Origin of the sequence: Undibacterium sp. WLX3042 (assembly GCF_049544825.1) — a bacterium.
In the GTDB taxonomy this organism is placed as follows: domain Bacteria; phylum Pseudomonadota; class Gammaproteobacteria; order Burkholderiales; family Burkholderiaceae_D; genus Undibacterium.
This window is the reverse complement of the sequence record NZ_CP186698.1, coordinates 1,606,519-1,627,537: the sequence shown is the minus strand read 5'-3', so window position 1 is coordinate 1,627,537 and position 21,019 is coordinate 1,606,519. Positions and strand designations below refer to the sequence as shown.

The following is a 21,019-nucleotide window of genomic DNA, read 5'->3' as shown; positions in this document are numbered from 1 at the left end:
TTACCATCATGACAGAATGAAGTACAAAGGGTTTCTCCCTGCTTCATCCATCCAATTTTTTAGTTTGCAAAATGAATAAATTTAGTAATAACGACCGTGCGCTGGTGTTGTTCAGCGGAGGACAGGACTCTACCACTTGTCTCGCATGGGCATTGTCGCGTTATGCCCACGTGGAGACCATCGGTTTCGATTATGGCCAGCGCCATGCGATCGAATTGACGGTACGTCCGACCTTGTTGGAGAAAATCCGCAGTTTCTCGCCAGAATGGGAAGCGCGCCTGGGCGAAGATCACATGATAGATCTGTCACTAATTTCGCAATTATCCCATACGGCAATGACGGAAAATATTGCCATAGAAATGCAGGCAAACGGCTTGCCGAATACCTTCGTACCTGGGCGCAATCTGATGTTCATGATGGTTGCGGCCACGCTCGCCTATCGCCGCGACCTGAATGTACTGGTCGGTGGCATGTGCGAAACCGATTTTTCCGGTTATCCGGATTGTCGCGATGACACCATGAAAGCGCTGCAGGTTGCGCTGAATCTGGGCATGGCAACCCGTCTCAAACTGGAAACACCGCTGATGTGGATAGATAAAGCGCAAACCTGGGAACTTGCGGGACAGCTCGGCGGTACAAGCCTGATTGATCTGATCCGCGCCGATACCCATACATGCTATCTGGGTGATCGTGGTGCACTGCACGACTGGGGCCATGGTTGCGGCACCTGCCCGGCCTGTGAATTACGTGCCCGCGGCTACCGGCAATATCAGGCCTCATTGCAAAAATAATCTTAAAAATCAGCTTGTAAGCTGGCCGTTAGCCAGCTAATTTAAAATCATATCCGCAAGACAGATAAAACCAATTATATAAATGGAAGAGACCTATGCTGCTCGCACTGATGACCGACCTGCATGCGAACCGCGAAGCATTTGCCGCATGTCTGGCACATGCAGAACAACAAAACGTAACGCGCTATGCTTTCCTGGGTGACCTGATAGGTTACGGTGCCGATCCTGCCTGGGTCGTACAGACCGTGATGGACTATGTGAGCAAAGGCGCTTACGTACTGATGGGCAATCACGACATCGCCATACTGCAGGAAGATAAACAAGGTATGAATCCGACTGCTCGCGAAGCCATAGAATGGACACGTGCACAGCTGAATCCGGCACAAATCGCTTTTATTGCAAAGCTGCCCTACCGGATTGAATTACAGGATCTGCTGTTAGTCCATGCCAATGCCTGGGCGCCGGAAAAATGGGAATATATCGACGGCGTTATGGAAGCCATGCGCAGCATGCATGCATCCAAAGCAGCGATCACCTTTTGCGGGCACATGCATGTACCGACGCTGTATCACATGACGATGACAGGAAAAACCGGAGAATTTCTGCCGACGCCGGAAAATGGCATACCGCTCAGCAAACAACGGCGCTGGCTGGTGATTCCCGGCTCCGTCGGCCAGCCGCGCGATGGTAATCCTGCTGCGTGCTATGCCACGTTCGACACAGAGACACTGGAACTGACCTATTACCGCGTTCCCTACGATCACGAAACTGCTGCCGCCAAAATTCTGCGTGCCGGTCTGCCTGCCGCGCTGGCATCCCGTCTGCTGACAGGAAATTAAGATGAGCCCGCACAGCCTGCAAGCCGGCATGGAATTTGATGGTTACCGCTTAGAAGAAAAATTACATACCGGTGGTATGGCGGCGCTCTGGCGCGTCACCGATTTGCGCCAGCGTCATGTCGGCAAACCGGGGCTGGAAAATGGTGTGCCGCCACTGATCATGAAAGTACCGCTGCTGCTTTCCTCTGACGACCCTACCGCTATCGTTGCGTTTGAAGTCGAGCAGATGATCATGCCGAAACTGAAAGGCATACACGTGCCGCGTTTTTTTGGCTCCGGTGATTTTGATGCGCAACCGTATATCGTGATGGAGCAAATTGCAGGAGAGTCCTTACGCAGTCGTTTCGCCCAAGCACCGTTACCGATCAGCGAAGTTGTCAATATCGGGATTAAAGTAGCGAATGCCCTGCAGGATCTGCACCGGCAGAATGTGATTCATCTTGACCTGAAACCCAGCAATATCATGTTCCGCGAGGGTGTGGCAGTGCTGATCGATTTCGGATTATCACGTCATGATCGTCTGCCGGATCTGCTGGACGAAGAATTCCGTTTGCCTATGGGCACTGGTCCGTATATCTCGCCGGAACAGGTGCTGGGTGTGCGCAATGAGCCGCGCAGTGACTTATTTTCGCTCGGTGTTTTACTCTACCATCTGGCGACGGGCGAGCGACCTTTCGGTCATCCGACCTCGGTTTCAGGGTTAAAGAAGCGTCTGTACCGCGACCCGGTTCCGCCACGCAGCCACCGCCCGGATATACCAGCATGGCTGCAGGAAATTATCCTGCGTTGTCTGGAAGTAGAACCGGCAGCGCGCTTTGACACTGCGGCACAGTTAGCGTTTTTGCTGCAATACCCGGATCAACTGACGCTGACCGGGCGTGCAGAAAAAAAGCAGCAAGACGGTTATCTGTCTGTGATTAAACGGCGTCTGAAAGCCTCTGGCATAGAACCGGTTTTACAACACAGTATTTCGGAACAGTTAGCCAAGGCACCGATTATCGTTGCTGCGCTGGATCTGACGCGAGGTTCAGAAGCGCTGGCAGAAAACCTGCGCAATATCACGCGACGCATGCTGCAGACTGAACCGGGAGCAAGACTCGCCTGTCTGACCATACGCAAAACCAGTCGTATCGGCATGGATGACAGCCTGATCAAACAAGGCGAAAACATCCATGTTAAGCAACTGGTTGATCTCAAGCACTGGGCCAGACCCTTGAATATCAGCCCCGATAAAATCACATTTCACGTGATTGAAGCACCGGATCCCGCTGGGGCGATCATCGAATATGCGCACAACAACGATGTCGATCACATCATCATCGGCTCGCGCGGTACCTCTGCGCTGCGCCGTTATCTGGGCAGCGTTTCCGCGCAGGTGGTAGCAGAGGCAGCCTGCACTGTGACGGTCGTCAAAACCGCAGAAAAATAGCTGCCCGCTGCCTATACAAAAGAACCGGGAACTCCCTGAACTTATTTAGTACGTACCATCAGGCCGCTGTTTGCATCCTCTTTATACGCATAAGAAACTTTGCCCTTGCGGATTTCACCCATCACGATCATGGATTGTGTAATCGCTTCGTGATCTGTTTTTGTATAAGGCTTTTTATAGCGCGTGACGACCGTCGAGGTTGCTTCATATTTCATGTCTTCGAGTGCGTCTTTGATCTTTTCCGATTCAGTCGAGTTTGCCTGCATAATCGCCAGGCTCAGCAAACGCAAGGCATCGTAGGTCTGCGCCGCAGCCACAGCTGATGGGATGTGTTTGGCATTATTCAGACGCAGATAAGATAAAGAAAAGCTGCTGCTGCGTGTGGAATCACTTTCGATAAATGTCACTGGCATACGCGCACCTTCCGCATTGCCACCGGCAGTATCAGCAAAACTCTTTTGCGACAAAATCCAGCTGCCGACCAAGGGCAGATTCACTTTCGCCTTGCTCATACTGTTCGCGGCCGCTGCTGCTTCCGAAGACAGGCAATACAAGATAATGACCTGTGCACCAGCCTGCTTCGCCTGTGCCATCTGGCTGGTCATATCCTGCTCACCGATTTTCACACTCTGCACGCTGACTGGTGCCAGCTTACGTTTTTGCAGCTCAGCAACCAGATTATCTTTACCGAACTGACCATAAGGCGTGTCGTCATGCAGAATCGCGATCTGCGTCAGCTTACGTTTATCAACCACATCGTGCAGCATCGCAACCGGCTGAATACTGTCACTGGCCGATAAGCGGAACACATAACTGTGCGGAACTGCAGGCGGCATGAACTTAGTCAGACCAGCACCAGTCGCCACACTGACAATCAGAGGAATTTTTGCGTCCTGAAATACCTTCGCTGCTTGTAATGCCACGCCGGTATTAGCATAACCAACCACCGCTACGACTTTTTCTTTTTCTATCAGCTCTTTTGCCATCGCCACACCCAACTCTGGCTTCGCCTGATCATCGCGTTCGATGATTTCAATTTTGCGTCCGAGCACACCACCAATCTGATTCAGATCAGCCTGAAAAACACGCGCTCCGCCACGAATACTTTCCCCCATATCCGTCGATGATTTACCGGTGAAAGGGCCAATAACGCCGATGCGGATCGGCGGTTCTTCCGCGTGTACTGCGCCGCTCAGGCACAATAAAAGACCAGTCAGTAGCGAACGTAAGCGCATTTTTATCTCCAATATTATATAAACACCCCGGTATCCTGATACCGCAAACAACAGGGCAGATTTTCTCGTGCTGAGAACGTAACTGCGCACCATTTAGTTGTCAATTGGAAATATAAATTAAAAAACAAAATGCTTTCTTGATTTTCAACATAAATCGATGACTTAAAATTTCCGCAACACAATACGCATCACTACCTGCACTGTAGAAAATTTCTCGCATGGCTCCAAAATAGCCTGACCATCAGGTTTTTCTTCCATCAAAAATAAATGCTCAGCTGTTGTAATTTCACACATTTTTTTGACATGCTGATGACCACACGATTCCGACTGGACAATGCGTTTCACCGAAGCAAATTACGCCTGCACCTCATGGTACAGGCGAGCGACAGGAAAAAGAGCGGGGGTAAATTAAATGACAGAAACGCAGTCAGACACGCTCAGGCAATCTGATAACCTTGCTTCCAGACCCCCATCACAACGGGGATGCCTTCAATGATGCGGACGCGGATAAAATCAGCGCGTAGTCCGGGGGCGATCTGACCGCGATCCTGCAGACCTATCTGCTGTGCGGGTTGCAGGCTGACGGTGGACACGGCTTTCGGCAAAGAGTAACCATCGTCCTGCAGTAAAAAAGCGGCGTGCAGCAAACTGGCCGGAACATAGTCTGACGACAAAATATCGAGCAAATCGTGGCGCGCTAATTCACTCGCCGAGACGTTGCCGGAATGTGAGCCACCACGCACCCGGTTCGGTGCGCCCATGACGATGGATAAGCCATGCTGATGCGCAAACTGCGCTGCTTCCAGCGTGGTCGGGAATTCAGAAATCGTCACGCCGTCACGCACGCCTTCAAGCACGTGAGTGTGGGTCGTGTCATCATGGGTCGCCAGTGGAATACCGTGCGCCTGAGCGCGGCATAGCCTGACGATCTGCGCCCGGTTTTGTTCTGCGTACTGCTGCTGACGATCGCTCAGCACTTCCAGCATCTGATCGACTTTCTGGTGCGTCCAGCCGCGTTTACCGGTGACGTAGACGCGGTAATGTTCAAGGTCAGTCCACTGTCTTTGCCCCGGCGTGTGATCCATCAGTGACACCAGCCGCAAGTGTTCGTCATTTAAAAACGGCGTAAATAATTCCAGCAAACGCGCCTCTGCCAGCTCCAGTCGCAGATGCAGAAAATGATCGGTGCGCAGTACGCCCGCCTGCCTGGCACCGGCCAGTCCTTGTACGCAGGCCTGCATCATTTGGGTACGCACGCTGTCGGGGTCGATATCGCCGATGGCAATCGCGTCCAGCACTGTCGTGATACCGGAACAGGCAATCTGTGCGTCATGCGCGATGATAGCAGGCAGCACCGGCCAGCTCACTTTCGGGCGCGGCATCAGATGCTTTTCTAAATTATCGGTATGTAATTCCACCAGACCGGGTAACAGATAATCACCCTGCCAGTCAGCCCCGGTCAGCATTGCCGCGCCTGAATTAACGTCATCAATACGACCGTGGCTGACGGCGATACCGCCTGTCAGCACCCGATCCGCGGTGACAACACGCGCATTGCGGATAGAAAACGCTGTATGCGAAGCAAAATTCATGAAGTACTGCATCCTTGAAAAACGGTGAACCATCTGAAAAATCCGGGAAAAAACCCGGTTATATCTGCGATTTTGCTGCGGCGATCAGATCGTCACAAAGTCCATGCGCGGTGTTGTAACACCACCCTGTAGCCATCAGCATCTTCAAACGTCTTTCCGGCCACATCCCAGAAAGGATTCGCCGATCGCACCGGCAAAAAGCCCGCTTGTAGCATGCGCTCGCAGGCATGCTGCCATTCTGCCTCATCAGGCAGATAAAAGACCAGCAAATGATCCTGGCTCGGTGCCTTACATGCATACGAGTCGGCATGCTGAGTAAATTCCAGATGATAGTTGTGCTGCGGATGACCGATAATTGCACCGTCAATACCGTCGTGATCGGCAAACTGGCTCAGCAAAACAAATCCCAGGCCGTCGATATACATTTTGGTGATCACGCTCAGATGATCGGTGGGTCGCGCCACCCGCAGCACTGCTTTTCGTGAAATCATTTTATTCCTTGACTGCCTGCGTCACAGCGGTGCTGTGGCACACGGCTTCGACATTATTCCCATCAGGGTCTATCGTGAAAGCACCGTAGTAATCGGCATGATAATGAGGACGCAGGCCGGGTTGTCCGTTATCTTTGCCGCCGTGCGTCAGCGCCTCTGCATAAAACTGATCGACAGCATCGCGCGAGGCAGCGCTGAAGGCAACATGCCGCGGCGTCGATTTTTCTTTGGTTTCGATGATCCAGAATGTCGGCTTTCCATTCACACCAAACGCGCACATGCGCTGGCTGGGAAAATCGGCATTCCACTCAGCGACAAATTCCATTTGCAGGGTATATCCCAATGGTGCAAAAGCGGCTTCGTAAAATGATTTCGTTGCCGGATAATCTGTCGCATAGGTACTGAGGTGATCGATCATAATTTCTTTCTTGACGGTTGTGATACGAAAGAAAAAACTAGAGAACGTACGCAAAAATTGCCCGGACAAAGCGGTACCCCGCTGAGGCAGTTTTTCGCGAGTCCTGAAATAATTCAGCATATTATCTGCATACTATGTCACAACGACAACAAAACATCTCTGCTTTCATTTCTTGTATTGAAGCACCGCTGCTACATTAACGATGATGGCGCCACCGCAACGCTGCGCCATGCGGGATAGCGGACAAGATGAACATGACCGGGAACAAAAGAAAAAACTGATGAGCGAAACCAACAATAATCCCCAGACACGTTATGCGCTGTATTTTGCGCCGGAACCAGACAGCCCGTGGTGGCAGGCTGGCTGCCGCTGGCTCGGGCGTGATCCAGCGTTGGCACAAGCACTGCCGCAACCTGCGTTCGACAGCGTGACTGTCGCAGAATTTCAAGCCCTGACCAGCGACGCCCGCCGTTATGGCTTTCATGCGACGCTGAAAGCACCGTTCAGGCTGGCTGAAGGCTGCACAGCCGCGCAACTCGATGCTGCCCTGCGTGATTTTTGCAGACAACAGCACTGCCTGATGATTCCGGCACCGCGAGTCGAATGGATGGGAAATTTTCTGGCGCTGCGTCCGCATGGCGACGTCAGCGCGATCAATCGGTTAGCAATGGATTGCGTCAGTACCTTCGACCGCTTCCGCGCACCGCTGAGTGCAGCCGACATCGCCCGCCGCCAGCGGCATCCACTGAGCGAGCGGCAAATGCAACTCTTGCAGCGCTGGGGTTATCCGTACACCGAAGAAGAGTTCCGTTTTCATATGACGCTGACCGATGCCTTGCATCAGTCAGCTCATCCGGATCAGGCAGAGGCGATCTGGCAGGTAGCGCAAAGCTTCTTTAAGATCGACGCACCTTTGCAGCTAAACGGCCTTGCGCTGTTCACAGAAAGCGCACCGGGCGCACCATTTCAACTGGTACAGCGTTATGCCTTCGGAACGGAAAACGGATTGCCGCAGGCGCATTGAATGAAATGAAATCGCAGTCATGACAAGCTCAGAAATAACCATCACGCACAACTCAGAAAACACCGCCACAACGCCACGCCATATCGTGCTGATTCCCGGCTTCATGTGCGATGCCAGTCTGTGGCAGGAAGTGCTGGGCGGCTTGCAGCAACTCGGCACGGTGTCGTTTGCTGATCTGAATCAGGGCACCGACATCGACGCGATGGCGGATCGTATCATTGCGGATCTGCCCGAAAAATGTGTGCTGATCGGCTTTTCTCTTGGCGGTTATGTCGCCCGTCGTATTGCTGCGAGAGCGCCGCAACGCGTCAGTCAGCTGGTGTTACTGAACACCTCGGCGCGCGCCACCAGCGCCGAAGAAATCGCCCGTAATCAGCAGCAAATCAAGATGCTCAAGGTCTTTCCGTATAAAGGTCAGACCATCACCGCATTGAAGCGCGCACTGCACCCGGCGCGTAGCGACAAAGCCTTGTTACTGCAACATCTGCAAACAATGTCACTGACACTGGGCGCAGATATTTTTATGCAGCAGTTAAGCATCATCCGGCAAGATGGACATGCCGATTGCGCGCAGATTGCTTGTCCGGTGCTGGTCGTCGCCAGCCGCGAAGACCAGATGCGGCGCTTGCAGGAAGCCGAAGATATCGTCGCCGCGCTGCCTGATCCGACTTTCCGCATCATCGACGATTGCGGCCACATGTCGCCACTCGAACAGCCGGAAATTTTGCTGGAATATCTGCGCGATTTTTTGTCACGGACCAGCTAGAAAATGTGCTGAAAACAGGCTCAAAAACGGCTTTTTTGTCTTAAAATACTGGGGGGAGTATATTTTTAAGCCCAGCATTGACGCTGAGAATAATGCCAAATCGCCATATACTCCCCCTAAATGTATAAAAATGCAGAAAAAGCCGGAAATTTTTCCGGCTTTTTTCGTTCTGGCTGCTGACCTGAAAATTACCAGGCGTAAGCGGCTTTCGCATAGAAATAGCGACCATTGAAACCGTACGGCGAGAAGGTGCTGTAAGGCAAAGTGCCGCCGGTATTCAGGTTGCCGTTCGACGTCACCTGATCCGGATATTTGTCGCCCAGGTTGTCGATGCCACCGGTCAGCGTCCACTTACCGATGCGATAGCTGGCAGAAATATCGACCACCACATTCGCACCATAAGTCTGATCCAGCGTTGCATTATTTTGCGGCGAAACGAAGCTGCCGTAACGGGTTGCCTGCGCGCGCGCCGTCCATTGATTGACTGCATAATCAGCGCTGAAAATCAGCTTGTCTTTTGGTGCCGAATCCGTCGCGCGCAACAACGATTGCCGGTCGATCAGCAACAGGTTATTTTGTGCCAGCACCGCCGGATTTGCTGCCACATGGCTGACGGTGGTTTTGTTGTGGTTGTAACCCAGCGTCAGCCCGAGTTTATCGCTGCCAGTCAGGCTCAGCTGATAAGTGCCGACGATATCGACACCACGTGTTTGTGAATCCAGCACATTCGTGAAATAACGCGCCGCACCGACCAGCACGCCCTGCTTCGCCAGCACGCTTTGCAAGGCGGCGGGCAACACCAGATTACCGGAATACAAAATGCGGTTATCAATATCGATCTGATACGCATCGACGCTCAGCGAGACATTTTTATTCGGCTGCAATACCGCGCCCAGACTGTAGTTGCGCGATTTTTCAGCTTCCAGCGGTTTCGCACCTAAGGCTTTTGCGGCTGCCGTGGCAACGCCGAAAGTGCCGGTATCAACCAGTTGCGACGTACCGTTAATGGTGATCAGATTGGTAGTTGAGATCGTGTAATTCTGTTGTGCTAACGATGGTGCGCGGAAGCCATTAGACGCCGCACCGCGTAACGCAAATTCCGGTGTCACAGCAAAACGGCCCGATAATTTGCCGGAAGTGACGCTGCCAAAATCGCTGTAATTTTCATGCCGCACAGCGACTGAGGCGCTGAGTTGCTTAGTCAGTTCGGCTTCAACGTTCGCATACACCGATGTGCTGTGGCGGTTATAACTGCCTGCATTCGATGGCTGGAAGCCGGAGAAACCTTGCGCACCGCTGCCGAAATATGAATTCGGCTCACCGGCGCTGATCTCATACTGATCGCGCCGGTATTCGGCACCAACCGCCAGTGTCAGCGGATTTGCCAGACCGGCAAATTCAAATTCTTTGGCCGCATCGAAGTTCGCCAGTGTCTGCGAATTTTTCAATTTACCAGCGTAAAAACTGGTCGGGCTGGCAGCACCTAAACTGAGGTTGACGCTGTTATTCACATCGAGGCTGAATTCATTTGAGCCGTAATTCGCACTCGCATCCCAGCGCCAGCCATCGACCCGACCTTTGATTCCGACGACAGTGGATACATCGGTATTTTTTGCCGCTTCATTCGGTAAAAATCCTTGCGGATACAGCGGTGTGCGCAAGGTCGTGCCGCTGGTGTAAGCCGTGCGCCAGGTCGCGGCCGCATCGGAATCACGCTGGCTGACGTTTGCAAACGCATACAGTTCAAGATCATTATTCAGCGGCAAAGACGCATTCAGCCCCAGATTAGTTTGCTGTACTTTCGGGTCGCCTTGTTTCTGCGTGACCTTGCCATACAAAGGCTCGGCCGGATTACGCAGATCAGCACCCGCGCGGTTGGTTTCGCCCTGATATTTTTGTTCCGCGGTAAAACGTACCCAGCCTTTGTCACCCAGTTGGGTACCAAAGTTGGCACTCAGCGCACCTTGCGTGCCATCGCCTTTGCTGTATTGTCCGCCGCTGGCCTGCAGCTCGCCACCCTCCGCACCTTTTTTGAGGATGATATTGATCACACCGGCAATCGCATCTGAACCGTATTGCGCTGCGGCGCCATCGCGCAGCACTTCGATTTTTTCAATTGCAGAAATCGGAATGGTATTCAGATCTGCGGGTGAAGAGCCGCGCCCGGCGGTGCCATTGACATTGACAATCGCTGTCGTGTGCCAGCGCTTGCCGTTGACTAACACCAGCGTCTGATCCGGCGACAAGCCGCGTAATTGTGCCGGACGACTCGCAGAAGTGCCGTCAGCGACAGCAGGGCGCGGAAAATTCAAGGAAGGCAGCAAGCGGCTTAATGCCGTTCCGAGTTCACCAGTGCCGCTGGCCTGCAGATCTTTACTGCTCAGAATATCGATCGGTGCTTCAGAATCAGAAACCGTGCGCTTGATGCTGCGCGTGCCGGTGACGATGACGGTATCGGCCTCAGCAAGTTGCGTTTGTTGGGCATGTACAGCCGGAGCTGCCAGACCGCAAAACAATGCGCCGATCAGCAAACTGATGGAACGACGGGGAACAGGGATAGAAACAGTGTGTTGCGCACGCATGAATAACCTCTTTGATATTTGAAAAAACAAAAACCTGTCATGCAGCCTGAAAAAAATTGCCGCGATGGAGATTCATGCTACGTGCTGAGGGCTGGCTGCCCAACGACCTTTTTTTACTTAGAAAAGATGAAAAAGATATATGGAATATGAAAAAAGCCACGAAAGAATCATATAAAACCCAGATGATAAAAAATATTTTCGACTTATTTTCGCAATAAAAACAAGCACTTATACACCCGTCTCTGAGCCTTTTTTTGTCTATGAAAACCGCTGGTTTTTTGGTCGTGCGACGCGTCAGTTTTTCGCACTCAGCACTGACAGGTAGCGAAAATAAAATTAGGTGATTGTTGTTTTACCGTGTATATTCCGTCTCGTACTTGCATCAAGTCCTTATATTGTTGGTCCCAATTCCGCATAGCTGTATCCTCTGGCTGTTCTGTTTTTTCTCCTCCGGTTTTATTTCTTGGTTTCAAGTGCCTCGAAGGCAATTTCGCCTATGTTTCACGTAAAGGAATAAAAATGAGTAATCAAACAGGTATCGTAAAATGGTTCAACGACGCTAAGGGCTTCGGCTTCATCGCTCCTGATGCAGGTGGTGCAGATTTGTTCGCCCACTTTCAGGACATTCAATCAAGCGGCTTCAAAAGTCTGAGCGAAAATCAGCGCGTTTCTTTTGAACGCACGACAGGCCCTAAAGGCGACAAAGCAGGCAATATCCAGATTCTGGCTTAAAGTCTCCCGGCATATTCCGGCAGGCGATGCTTGCCAGAACAGCGCCAACCGTTTTTGCTGTGATGAAAAATTTGTTCTGCAATACCGGCCAGTGACACCATGCAGATAGCATGGGTTGCTGATGAACAAAGTCTGACCGTTACAGCAAGCCTTCGCATACCAGTACGCTGCTCTCACGCAGTGCACTCTGGCGGCAATCAATTCTCACCGGCTGGTGGCACCATACAGATAGTATGGGTTATCGGAAAATGGCGTAGTTGATCAGTGAGTTTCACTGGAAAGCATCTGCTTTTTGCTATGCAATCGTCCATCTCTTTTTTACTGATGCGTGTGCATCATGAAAAAATGCGTTGGTCGATCTTGCGAAGGTACGCATTCGTTTTGCCCTCTGAGGTTGCCAGTATTGACTGACAACACAGAAAAAAAGTGACTCACCACGACAAGCACCGCGCAGATAGCACGGGCATTGTTACAGTCAGTGGCACCACGCAGATAGCATGGGTTGCTGACGGGTCACTGCAATGAATGGATCGCCCACCGTATGGTGGGCTTTTTGTTGTCTGCCGCTTTTGTTTTGGCCGATCAAAACGAACGCAGATATAAGGTTTGTGCTTCTGTAGGTCTGTGCAGATTGCACTGAATTATTTTTTGCCAGCTTATTTCTTACCAGCGACTTCCGCCAGATAGCGCGCCACCAGTTTGATTTCTGCATCAGTCAATCCGGTAATCTCCGGCATTTCACCTATGCCGTTACGTACCGCTTTTTCCACCCGCGCCGCATCCGGCTTCAGCTCATCCAGATCAGGGCCGCCTTCTGCGTACGAATCCGCATGTTTCAGGCTATGACACATCGCACATTTCGGCTCGGCTTTCTGATTGAAAATTTTCTTGCCTTCGGCCATCACATCTTCGGCGCCCGCAATACCGGTGCCAAGCAAACTCAGCGCGACAAGACCGTAAGAAATACACAGGCGAAAAGCGGACATGACGGGCTCCTCAGGTTACTGCAAAAATATACGAACCGCAGCGACGGTGACTACGGGATTTTCTTCCTGTGGAACATGGCCGAGTTCGTCAAACATAATCAGCTTACTGTTAGCAATATCACGCTGAAACCATTCTGCATTTTCCGGCGGTATCAACTGATCTTTGCCCCCCCAGAGTATCAGGGTCGGTACACGTATCGTTTTGATCAGTTCAGCATGATCGCCGATGGCGAGCTGGCTGATGCGCTGACGTAAAGCGGGGCGGTTTCCTTCGCGCAGCATCATCGCTTCATAGCGATCAACTAAGGCTGGCGTAACTTTTTCCGGACGTGCATAAACATTCTTGACGCTGGATTCAACCATAGAGCGCGGCAGGCAGTGATCCATCACCCACGACATCATCGGCATGCGCGCAATCTGAAAACCAACCGGTATCGATTTTGGTGTGAACGCGTAACCTGCTGCATCCACCAGAATCAGTTTATCGACCCGCGCCGGTGCAGCGGCAGCGACTTCCCAGGCAATTTCGCCACCGAGCGAGTTACCACCCAACACGACTTTAGACAGATGCAAGCTATCCATCAGATCCAGAATAAAGCGCACGTACGCTGTCGTGCTGTAGTCACCTTCCTGATTCGGCCCGGTCAGACCAAAACCGGGTAAATCCATGGTGATCACGCGGCGCTCTGCTTTCAGGGCTTTCACCCACGGTTCCCAGGTATGCAGGCTGGATGAGGTGCCATGGATCAGCATCACCGGAACGGGATCGTCCGCCAAGCCTTCGTCGCGGACATGCACTTGCAAACCATGAACATCAATGAATTTTGAAGGTGCGGGTGCCCATTTTTGTTTCAGGTCATCGACTGATTTGTCTGGTGCCCAGGCGATCGCCAAACCCAGAAATAAAGCACCTGCTAACAAGATAAAGAGACTCAGGACAGCCAGAGAAACGCGATGACGGACACTCATTGATGACAGAAAAAAACAATTCATTAAGAGAGCAAGATTATAGGACGCATCGCCTTTTGCCTGTCGGGTTTCTTCGCTGAAAAAGAACCCGGCAGTGCAACAGAATTACTGTGGTGCGCCGCCCAGACGAATGAGGCGACCAGAACCACCGATAGTTTTAGTAACGACAGGATCGCCATAGTATTCGATTTCGCCGGACCCGCCGACAGTCACATCCAGCTTATGATGTACCCAGGTGCGGACATGGCCGGAGCCGCCGATGCGGATACGTACGTCATTGGCTTCCAGCGCTTCCATCAACAGCGAACCGGAGCCACCGATTTTTCCGCTGATTTCGGTTGAGGCGCCTGCGGCACTGAAACTACCGCTGCCGCTGATATCGATTTCCAGTATTTCAGTGCGCAAATCCTGTACGCGGACATCAGCAGAGCCACTGATCGCAATATGCAGACCGGGAATCTGTAGTTTTTCGGCATTCACCTTGCCCCAGCCGCTGATTTTCAGCTCCGCCAGATTTTTCAGATACACGGTAATCTTCAGTGTCTTACTGTCCGGATACACGTTTTTCTGCTGCGGTCGTATTTGTAAGGCACCGCTCTCGACCGCGACCTCAATCAGGCTCTGTAAATTATCATCGGTCTCGATCTCGACGCTTTCTTTTTCTCCCTGCCGCAACTCCAGATATGCCGGAATATCGAGTGCAATTTCATTAAACCCACTGGCTGCTCTGACTTGTTTCTGGATATTGCCGGAACCAGTGACAGTTTTTCCCTTGCGAAAAAAATCCAGCCAACCGGCACTCGCAGGCACTGTCGTTGCCAGCAACACAGCAGCAATAACGGTACGTCGTAATGATGAGATTTTCATAGGAGGGGCTCCGGCAAAATGAGCAAAACAAAGAGCGACAGTGTAGCCGCATGAGACTGCAACGAAAAGCAGATTCCGGGTCAGAGATCATTCGCCAACAGCCAGGATGTCGGAAGGAGATTACAGCATATCCGACACGGCAAATTTGCTGCCGGCACATCGCATACCAAGATCAGCTTATCTTCTTGCGGACGGTGGGGCTTCGGCAGCTTCACCGTTTTTTTTCTTTTCAGACGACGCAACAGATTTCACCTGTACCACTTTACCTTTACCTTTGCATGGGCTGTCCGACCAGACGACACGGCCATCGACCTCGCATTTGAACACCGGCGTCTGCGCCGCACTGATCATAGGAAAAGCCAGAGACAACACCAGAACACTCAGTAATTTATTCATTCTCGTTACCTGATTGATATATTGCAGGATGCGCGCATCGCCGCGAATAGCGTACGCCGGCAAACCGGACGGACACCTCATTTTGTTAAAAATTAAGCAATTATAAACTATGCACCCCATCTCTCTGCCGAAATCAGGATAATCAGGGCAAATTTTGCAATCGCGCATCTCTTAAAAAAAGCCCGCATAAAATAAGGCCTGCAAAGCATTTTCATGCCAGCAGGCGCATAAAATCGTGGACTCTTGTCAAGTAAGATCACACCGCCATCATCATTACAGCAGATGCAAGCGTCTGGCTTCCTGTGTCAATTCCGCGCGGAAATCCGGATGAGCAATCGCGATCATTTCCTGCGCACGTTGCTTCGCCGATTTACCGCGTAACTGCGCAACACCGAATTCGGTGACAACGTAGTTAATATCGTTTTTGCCGGTCGTGACATGGGTGCCCGGAGTCAGCATCGGCACGATACGGGTAATGCTGTCGTCTTTCGCCGTTGCGGGTAAGACGATGAACGCCTTGCCATCGCGGGAACGGTTCGCCGCCCGTACGAAATCGACCTGCCCGCCTGTGCCCGAATACGGTACAGGCCCAAGACTTTCCGATCCGCACTGTCCCAGCAAGTCAATTTGCAAGGTCGCATTAATCGCGATCAGCTTGTCATTTTTGGCCGCCAGATACGGATCATTGGTAAAGTCCACCGGATGCATTTCCAGTGCCGGATTGCGATGAATAAACTGATACAGTTTTTTTGAGCCCAGTGCAAAAGTGGCGATCATTTTTCCCGGCATGAATGTCTTTTTGCGGTTAGTGACGGCGCCACTTTCCACCAGTGTCATGATGCCGTCGCCGATCATTTCCGTATGAATGCCAAGATCATGCTTGTTCGTGAGTTGCATCACCACCGCATCAGGAATACCACCGTAACCGATCTGCAGTGTCGACCCATCATCAATCATATCGGCCACATATTTGCCTATCGCCTCTTGCACTGGCCCTATCACCGGCAGGCCGACTTCAGTGACGGCTTCATTGCTTTCCACCAGTGCCGCGACCTGGGAAATATGAATATGACAGGAGCCATTCGCAAACGGCACATTGGGATTCACTTCCAGCACCACTGCACGCGCTTTGGCAATCGCTGCCATCGTGTAATCAGCTGCCAGACTCAGGGAAAAATAGCCATGCTCATCCATAGGAGAAGCCAGCGTGAACACGACATCGGAAGGAATCATGCCACGCTCGATCAGCATCGGCATTTCTGAAAAATAACTGGGTATAAAATCGATATCTCCAGCCTGTCCGCCGGCACGCGATGCTGCGCCGAAAAAGAATGCGACATGGCGGACATGTTCCGCCGTCGACGGATCAAAATAGCCGAATTTTCTGATCGGTAAAATCTGCGCCACCTTGACATCGCGGAAGCGGCGACGTTGTTCCGATAAGGCAGACAATAAAGCCGGTGGCTCACCGACACCGGTTGGTACGACAATGAAATCACCATCTCTCACCTGATGGATGGCATCTTCCGGTGAAAGATGTTTTTGAAGATACAACTCCTGTACAGACATCATGGTTTGGCACTCTCTAAGGTGTTAATCAGTTGGTCTCCTGCTCCTGACCATGTTAACGTCAATTCATGTTGCAGCGCAGTCATGCGAGCGACATTTGCACCAAATTTGTGCTGGCGCAAAAGAACCTGATGATCTGCTTGTCAAAGCGACTTCATGTAATATCCATCAGCCTTCGCAGGTATGTGAGTTATTGGCCTGCTGTCATTTTTCTCAGGAATACACCTTATGTTCACAAAGTCTTTTTCCTATTCAATATTGTTTTATGCCGGTTTACTGATTTCAGCCTTACCTGCGGGTGCGCAGCTTGCCGAACAAAAAAATACTCAGCAACAACCACAGATCAAGGAAATCGTGCAGCAGATATCTGCACAGCGCATTGATGCATACATTCGTAAGTTAGTCAGCTTTCATACCCGTCATACGATGTCAGAAACACAGTCTGATACCGTAGGCATCGGTGCTGCAAGACGCTGGATCAAAGCGGAACTGGAGCACTGCAGTAACGGTCAGCTCGACGTGCAATTCGACAGCTATGTCGAAGCAGGTGGCCGCCGCATCAACAAACCAACCGAGATTGTGAATGTGGTTGCGACCCTGAAGGGGAAAACAGACCCCGGCCGTTATTACGTCGTCAGCGGGCACTATGATTCACGCGCTACTGATGTGATGGATGCCACGTCGTTTGCGCCCGGCGCGAATGATGATGCGTCGGGCACTGCTGCCGTCATGGAAATGGCCTGTGTAATGGCACAACATCGTTTTGATGCGAGCATCGTTTTCATGGCAGTCGCGGCGGAAGAGCAAGGTTTGTACGGCGCCACGCACTGGGCAAAACAAGCCAGAGAAAAAAAGATGAATATCGCCGGTATGTTCACGAATGACATTATTGGCAGTTCACGTTCAGAACACGGTGAGATCGATAACAAATCGGTGCGCCTGTTTGCAGAAGGAATACCGGCTGTCAAAGAAATACCGGACGCGACCCGCAATCTGATTGCCACCGGTGGCGAAAGCGATTCGCTCTCGCGCCAGCTGGCACGCCACGTCAAAGAAACCGGTGAGCGCTATGTACCCGGCTTTACTGTGAATATCATCCACCGGCGCGACCGCTATCTGCGCGGTGGCGATCATATTCCTTTCCTCGAACAGGGTTATGCCGCACTGCGCTTTACTGAACCGAATGAAGATTTCAATCATCAGCATCAGAATGTCCGTATAGAAAATGGCGTGCAGATGGGTGACTTACCGGAATTTGTCGATGCTGATTACACCGCAAATGTTGCCCGCGTTAACGCGGCTGCATTAGCCAGCCTGGCCCTTGCACCAGCGGCTCCGGCACAGGTACAGATGAAAACCTCACAACTCGAAAATGACACCAGCATGCGCTGGAATGCCAATACTGAAGCCGATCTTGCGGGTTACCGCATTGTCTGGCGAGACACGACCAGCAGCGTCTGGCAGGGCAGTATGATGGTGGGGAATGTGCTCTCCTATACCGTTAAAGGAAAATCCAAGGACAATTATTTCTTTGGCGTACAGGCCGTCGATACAGACGGCAATATCAGCGTCGCCAGCTACCCTATGCCAGAAAAAAAATGAACAAAGACTCAGCCATCTCACGCTGACACCAACGAGGATGCCGAAATATCGGCATAATCAGCACTCTCTTTTTACACTGGGAATTAATATGATTGAAGTTCACCACCTGAAAGAATCCCGTTCACGCCGTATCACCTGGATGCTGGAAGAATTAGGTCAGGAATATGCGGTGATCAGCTATGACCGCGATCCGCAGACCCGGCTCGCGCCGCCGGAACTCAAGAAAATTCATCCGTTAGGAAAAGCGCCGGTGCTGCGCGATAAAGAAGAAATTCTGATCGAATCCGGCGCGATTCTCGAATACCTGATCACTGAATATGGCAACGGCAAATTCGTACCGGAAAAAGGCACGCCGGATTACTACCGCTATCTGCAATTCATGCACTATGCCGAGGGATCGGCCATGCTGCCTTTACTGCTGAAGCTCTACGTCGGTCGGCTCGGCGAAGCAGGTGCGCCATTGCATCCGCGTATCAACAGCGAAATCGCCAATCATCTTGGCTATCTGAATGCAGAATTAGAAGGGCGCGATTTCTTCGTCGGTAATGAACTCACCGGAGCAGATGTCCAGCTGTCTTTCGTGGTGCAAATCGGCGTCAGAAGTGCAGGACGCGCAGCGTTTCCGAATCTGACGCGTTTTGTCGATATGATAGAAGCACGCCCTGCCTACCAACGCGCGGTCGAAAAAAATGGCGAGTAAGCTTTTCCGCTTCACCCGCCAGTCTTAGCAAGCACTGTCAGCCGGTCACAATCTGACATGCTATCCGGCAGCCAGATTGTGACAGCGCAAAACATCAATGCTGGCGGCGGTAAGCGCACCACGCCAGCATTGCCCAGCTCAGCAAAAATGCGACGCCACCCACCGGCGTAATCGCACCGAGGATGCGCAAACCAGACAACGCCAGCGCATACAGGCTGCCACTGAAAATAACGATGCCGGACAACATCGCCCATGCCGCATACCCCAGCAAACGCTCATTCCACTGTGTCTGCAACAAGCTTAACCCCAGCAAACCCAGTGCATGCACCATCTGATACTGCACCGCCGTCTGCCATATCGCCAGCATGTCGGCGCTCAGCACCGACTTCAACCCATGCGCACCAAATGCCCCGGCACCGACTGCAATCAACATATTCAACGCGGCAATACTGATCCAGTGATGGGGTCTCATGCTATTGCCTCCTGATCTGCGCTTTTCGTAATCAGTTTGCGCAGGAAAGGAATCAGTAAAATCAATACGACGCCAACGCCGACTGCGCCCCAACCCAGCATCGAAAAAATATGCTGATAAGTCGGATTCGTGGAAGTGGCCATGCCTTCACTGGCCTCAGGAATCATGCCGGAAAAATAGCTCGCTAGGATTGATGCGGTACCTGTCGTCAGCATCCAGGTGCCCATCATCACACCCTGATACTTCGCCGGTGCGAGGCGACCTATCATGGCGTAACCGACAGGTGAGATCAGTAACTCTGCAACGCTTTGCAACAGATAGCTGATAAATATCCAGCGAAATGCCACCAGCCCATTGCTGGCAGCGAAACCTATGCCCAGCGGCAGTACCAGAAAGCCAATACCAATCAGTAATAATGCGGCAGAAAACTGCATCGGCACATCAATCTGCCAGCCTTGATCGCGCAGTTTTTTAAAGAGCATCGCCATCAGCGGGCCACCGACCATAATGACGAAGCTATTGATGTTCTGTATCCATTGCGGTGCGATTTCTATACCCCAGACCATGCGGTCCACATTATTCACCGCAAACAGTTGCAAGCCCATCGGTGCCATCTGATACAAAGTCCAGAACACCAGTGAACCTATGGTCAGCAGAATGTATGCCGACATATTCCGCTGTTCGCGCTGATCCTTGTGTCTGAATGTCAGATAGGCGATAACCAAAGCGATACCGACACTGATGATCAGCACCAGATTGCCGGTCAGCTCGGCTTTATGCAGCATGAAATAAATCACGGGTACCAGACCAAACAAAATCGCCAGCCCGACCGCCAGACGTTTTTTGAATTCCACAGGCGTTGCCTGCAACAATGGCGTATTCAGATCGACCAGCCGCTTCCAGTTCAACAGCGCCAGCACAATCGCCATAAAATTGCCTATCGTCGCAAAAACAAACAGACCGGCATAATCTTCGAGCAGCTGAAAGTGACCGGCAGCACTGAAGCCGACAAAAAAGCCGAGATTCATCCCCGCGTAATTCCACAGAAACGCACTCTCGCGTCTGTCGTCTTCTGGCTTGAAGCGCTGGGTCAGCATCATGTTAATGCAGGTCACATTCAGACCACTGCCGGTCAGGAACAATCCCAGCCCCCAGTACAGTTGCTCGGCACTGCCTAAAGAAATACAGCCGCAGCCTAACACCTGCAATACCATACCGCCGACAAACAGATTGCGATTGCTGATGAAACGTCCGCCGAGGTAACCGCCGAATAAATGCAGACCATAATTGAACGCGCCAAACACTCCCATGATGGCGGTGGCTTCTTTGACTGAAAAATTCAGCTTCTTGGTTGCGTACAGCACCAGCGTCGAATACAACACCGCGAAACCGAGTGTTGCAAATATCTGAATGAAAAACAGGGCTGCCGAGCCCTCAGGTATATTGGCAAGCTTTTGTTTAATCGTGGACAAAATGTGCTCCTTTGAATGTCGGTTGCATTGTAAAGCAGAGCGTCGGCTTCCTGCTTTTTCCAGATCAGGAAATAAAAAATGGCCGAC

General features: G+C 51.7%; 20 protein-coding genes. 8 read left to right on the top strand and 12 right to left on the bottom strand.

The window, feature by feature from the left end; all coding sequences use genetic code 11:
- Positions 1–71 precede the first annotated feature (71 nt).
- From queC to ACPAOP_RS07310, 3 genes are all read left to right on the top strand, one after another.
- A complete protein-coding gene (gene queC / locus ACPAOP_RS07320) occupies positions 72–791 on the top strand; it encodes a 7-cyano-7-deazaguanine synthase QueC (protein WP_423709808.1) in 720 nt (239 codons plus the stop codon).
- 95 nt (positions 792–886) lie between these two features.
- The gene (locus ACPAOP_RS07315) at positions 887–1,630 is read left to right on the top strand and encodes a metallophosphoesterase family protein (RefSeq protein ID WP_423709807.1); all 744 of its coding nucleotides are present in this window, start codon (positions 887–889) and stop codon (positions 1,628–1,630) included.
- A gap of 1 nt (position 1,631) precedes the next feature.
- On the top strand, positions 1,632–3,059 hold the full coding sequence (locus tag ACPAOP_RS07310) for a protein kinase domain-containing protein (RefSeq protein WP_423709806.1): 1,428 nt from the start codon (positions 1,632–1,634) through the stop codon (positions 3,057–3,059).
- Between the two features lie 41 nt (positions 3,060–3,100).
- Here ACPAOP_RS07310 and ACPAOP_RS07305 read toward each other — a convergent pair whose 3' ends face one another.
- From ACPAOP_RS07305 to ACPAOP_RS07290, 4 genes are all read right to left on the bottom strand, one after another.
- Positions 3,101–4,294 (bottom strand): ABC transporter substrate-binding protein, encoded by a 1,194-nt coding sequence (locus ACPAOP_RS07305; RefSeq protein WP_423679015.1) that lies wholly within the window; start codon positions 4,292–4,294, stop codon positions 3,101–3,103.
- A 437-nt stretch (positions 4,295–4,731) separates the two neighbouring features.
- Positions 4,732–5,886 carry an alpha-D-ribose 1-methylphosphonate 5-triphosphate diphosphatase gene (locus tag ACPAOP_RS07300; protein WP_423709805.1) on the bottom strand — a complete coding sequence of 385 codons (1,155 nt, stop codon included), beginning with the start codon at positions 5,884–5,886 and terminating at the stop codon, positions 4,732–4,734.
- A gap of 92 nt (positions 5,887–5,978) precedes the next feature.
- Positions 5,979–6,377 carry a VOC family protein gene (locus ACPAOP_RS07295; protein ID WP_423709804.1) on the bottom strand — a complete coding sequence of 133 codons (399 nt, stop codon included), beginning with the start codon at positions 6,375–6,377 and terminating at the stop codon, positions 5,979–5,981.
- A gap of 1 nt (position 6,378) precedes the next feature.
- The gene (locus ACPAOP_RS07290) at positions 6,379–6,795 is read right to left on the bottom strand and encodes a VOC family protein (RefSeq protein WP_423709803.1); all 417 of its coding nucleotides are present in this window, start codon (positions 6,793–6,795) and stop codon (positions 6,379–6,381) included.
- A gap of 205 nt (positions 6,796–7,000) precedes the next feature.
- On the opposite strand from ACPAOP_RS07290, the gene ACPAOP_RS07285 reads away from it, so the two are divergent.
- Both ACPAOP_RS07285 and ACPAOP_RS07280 read left to right on the top strand, forming a co-directional pair.
- Positions 7,001–7,819, top strand: coding sequence for a DUF1045 domain-containing protein (locus ACPAOP_RS07285; protein ID WP_423709802.1), 819 nt, complete (start codon positions 7,001–7,003; stop codon positions 7,817–7,819).
- Between the two features lie 19 nt (positions 7,820–7,838).
- On the top strand, positions 7,839–8,585 hold the full coding sequence (locus ACPAOP_RS07280) for an alpha/beta fold hydrolase (protein ID WP_423709801.1): 747 nt from the start codon (positions 7,839–7,841) through the stop codon (positions 8,583–8,585).
- 188 nt (positions 8,586–8,773) lie between these two features.
- On the opposite strand, the gene ACPAOP_RS07275 is transcribed toward ACPAOP_RS07280, so the two are convergent.
- A complete protein-coding gene (locus ACPAOP_RS07275; protein ID WP_423709800.1) occupies positions 8,774–11,167 on the bottom strand; it encodes a TonB-dependent receptor plug domain-containing protein in 2,394 nt (797 codons plus the stop codon).
- A 519-nt stretch (positions 11,168–11,686) separates the two neighbouring features.
- Between ACPAOP_RS07275 and ACPAOP_RS07270 the strand changes: the two genes are divergently transcribed.
- Positions 11,687–11,899 carry a cold-shock protein gene (locus ACPAOP_RS07270; protein ID WP_200179576.1) on the top strand — a complete coding sequence of 71 codons (213 nt, stop codon included), beginning with the start codon at positions 11,687–11,689 and terminating at the stop codon, positions 11,897–11,899.
- Positions 11,900–12,555: 656 nt separating this feature from the next.
- Here the strand turns inward: ACPAOP_RS07270 and ACPAOP_RS07265 are convergent.
- From ACPAOP_RS07265 to ACPAOP_RS07245, 5 genes are all read right to left on the bottom strand, one after another.
- On the bottom strand, positions 12,556–12,885 hold the full coding sequence (locus tag ACPAOP_RS07265; RefSeq protein ID WP_423709799.1) for a c-type cytochrome: 330 nt from the start codon (positions 12,883–12,885) through the stop codon (positions 12,556–12,558).
- A 15-nt stretch (positions 12,886–12,900) separates the two neighbouring features.
- Complete coding sequence (locus ACPAOP_RS07260; RefSeq protein WP_423679006.1) at positions 12,901–13,854, bottom strand: alpha/beta fold hydrolase; 954 nt, start codon at positions 13,852–13,854, stop codon at positions 12,901–12,903.
- A gap of 105 nt (positions 13,855–13,959) precedes the next feature.
- Complete coding sequence (locus ACPAOP_RS07255; RefSeq protein ID WP_423709798.1) at positions 13,960–14,721, bottom strand: head GIN domain-containing protein; 762 nt, start codon at positions 14,719–14,721, stop codon at positions 13,960–13,962.
- A gap of 177 nt (positions 14,722–14,898) precedes the next feature.
- Positions 14,899–15,198, bottom strand: a complete 300-nt coding sequence (locus ACPAOP_RS07250) for a hypothetical protein (RefSeq protein WP_423709797.1) — start codon at positions 15,196–15,198, stop codon at positions 14,899–14,901.
- Between the two features lie 192 nt (positions 15,199–15,390).
- On the bottom strand, positions 15,391–16,686 hold the full coding sequence (locus ACPAOP_RS07245) for an acetyl-CoA hydrolase/transferase family protein (RefSeq protein ID WP_423709984.1): 1,296 nt from the start codon (positions 16,684–16,686) through the stop codon (positions 15,391–15,393).
- Between the two features lie 228 nt (positions 16,687–16,914).
- On the opposite strand from ACPAOP_RS07245, the gene ACPAOP_RS07240 reads away from it, so the two are divergent.
- Together ACPAOP_RS07240 and ACPAOP_RS07235 are read left to right on the top strand one after the other, a co-directional pair.
- Complete coding sequence (locus tag ACPAOP_RS07240) at positions 16,915–18,288, top strand: M20/M25/M40 family metallo-hydrolase (RefSeq protein WP_423709796.1); 1,374 nt, start codon at positions 16,915–16,917, stop codon at positions 18,286–18,288.
- A gap of 88 nt (positions 18,289–18,376) precedes the next feature.
- Positions 18,377–18,988, top strand: a complete 612-nt coding sequence (locus tag ACPAOP_RS07235) for a glutathione S-transferase family protein (RefSeq protein ID WP_423679000.1) — start codon at positions 18,377–18,379, stop codon at positions 18,986–18,988.
- A 94-nt stretch (positions 18,989–19,082) separates the two neighbouring features.
- Here ACPAOP_RS07235 and ACPAOP_RS07230 read toward each other — a convergent pair whose 3' ends face one another.
- Complete coding sequence (locus tag ACPAOP_RS07230; RefSeq protein ID WP_423678999.1) at positions 19,083–19,460, bottom strand: DUF423 domain-containing protein; 378 nt, start codon at positions 19,458–19,460, stop codon at positions 19,083–19,085.
- On the bottom strand, positions 19,457–20,932 hold the full coding sequence (locus tag ACPAOP_RS07225) for a peptide MFS transporter (protein ID WP_423709795.1): 1,476 nt from the start codon (positions 20,930–20,932) through the stop codon (positions 19,457–19,459). Before ACPAOP_RS07225 ends, ACPAOP_RS07230 begins: the two co-directional genes overlap by 4 nt.
- Positions 20,933–21,019 lie beyond the last annotated feature (87 nt).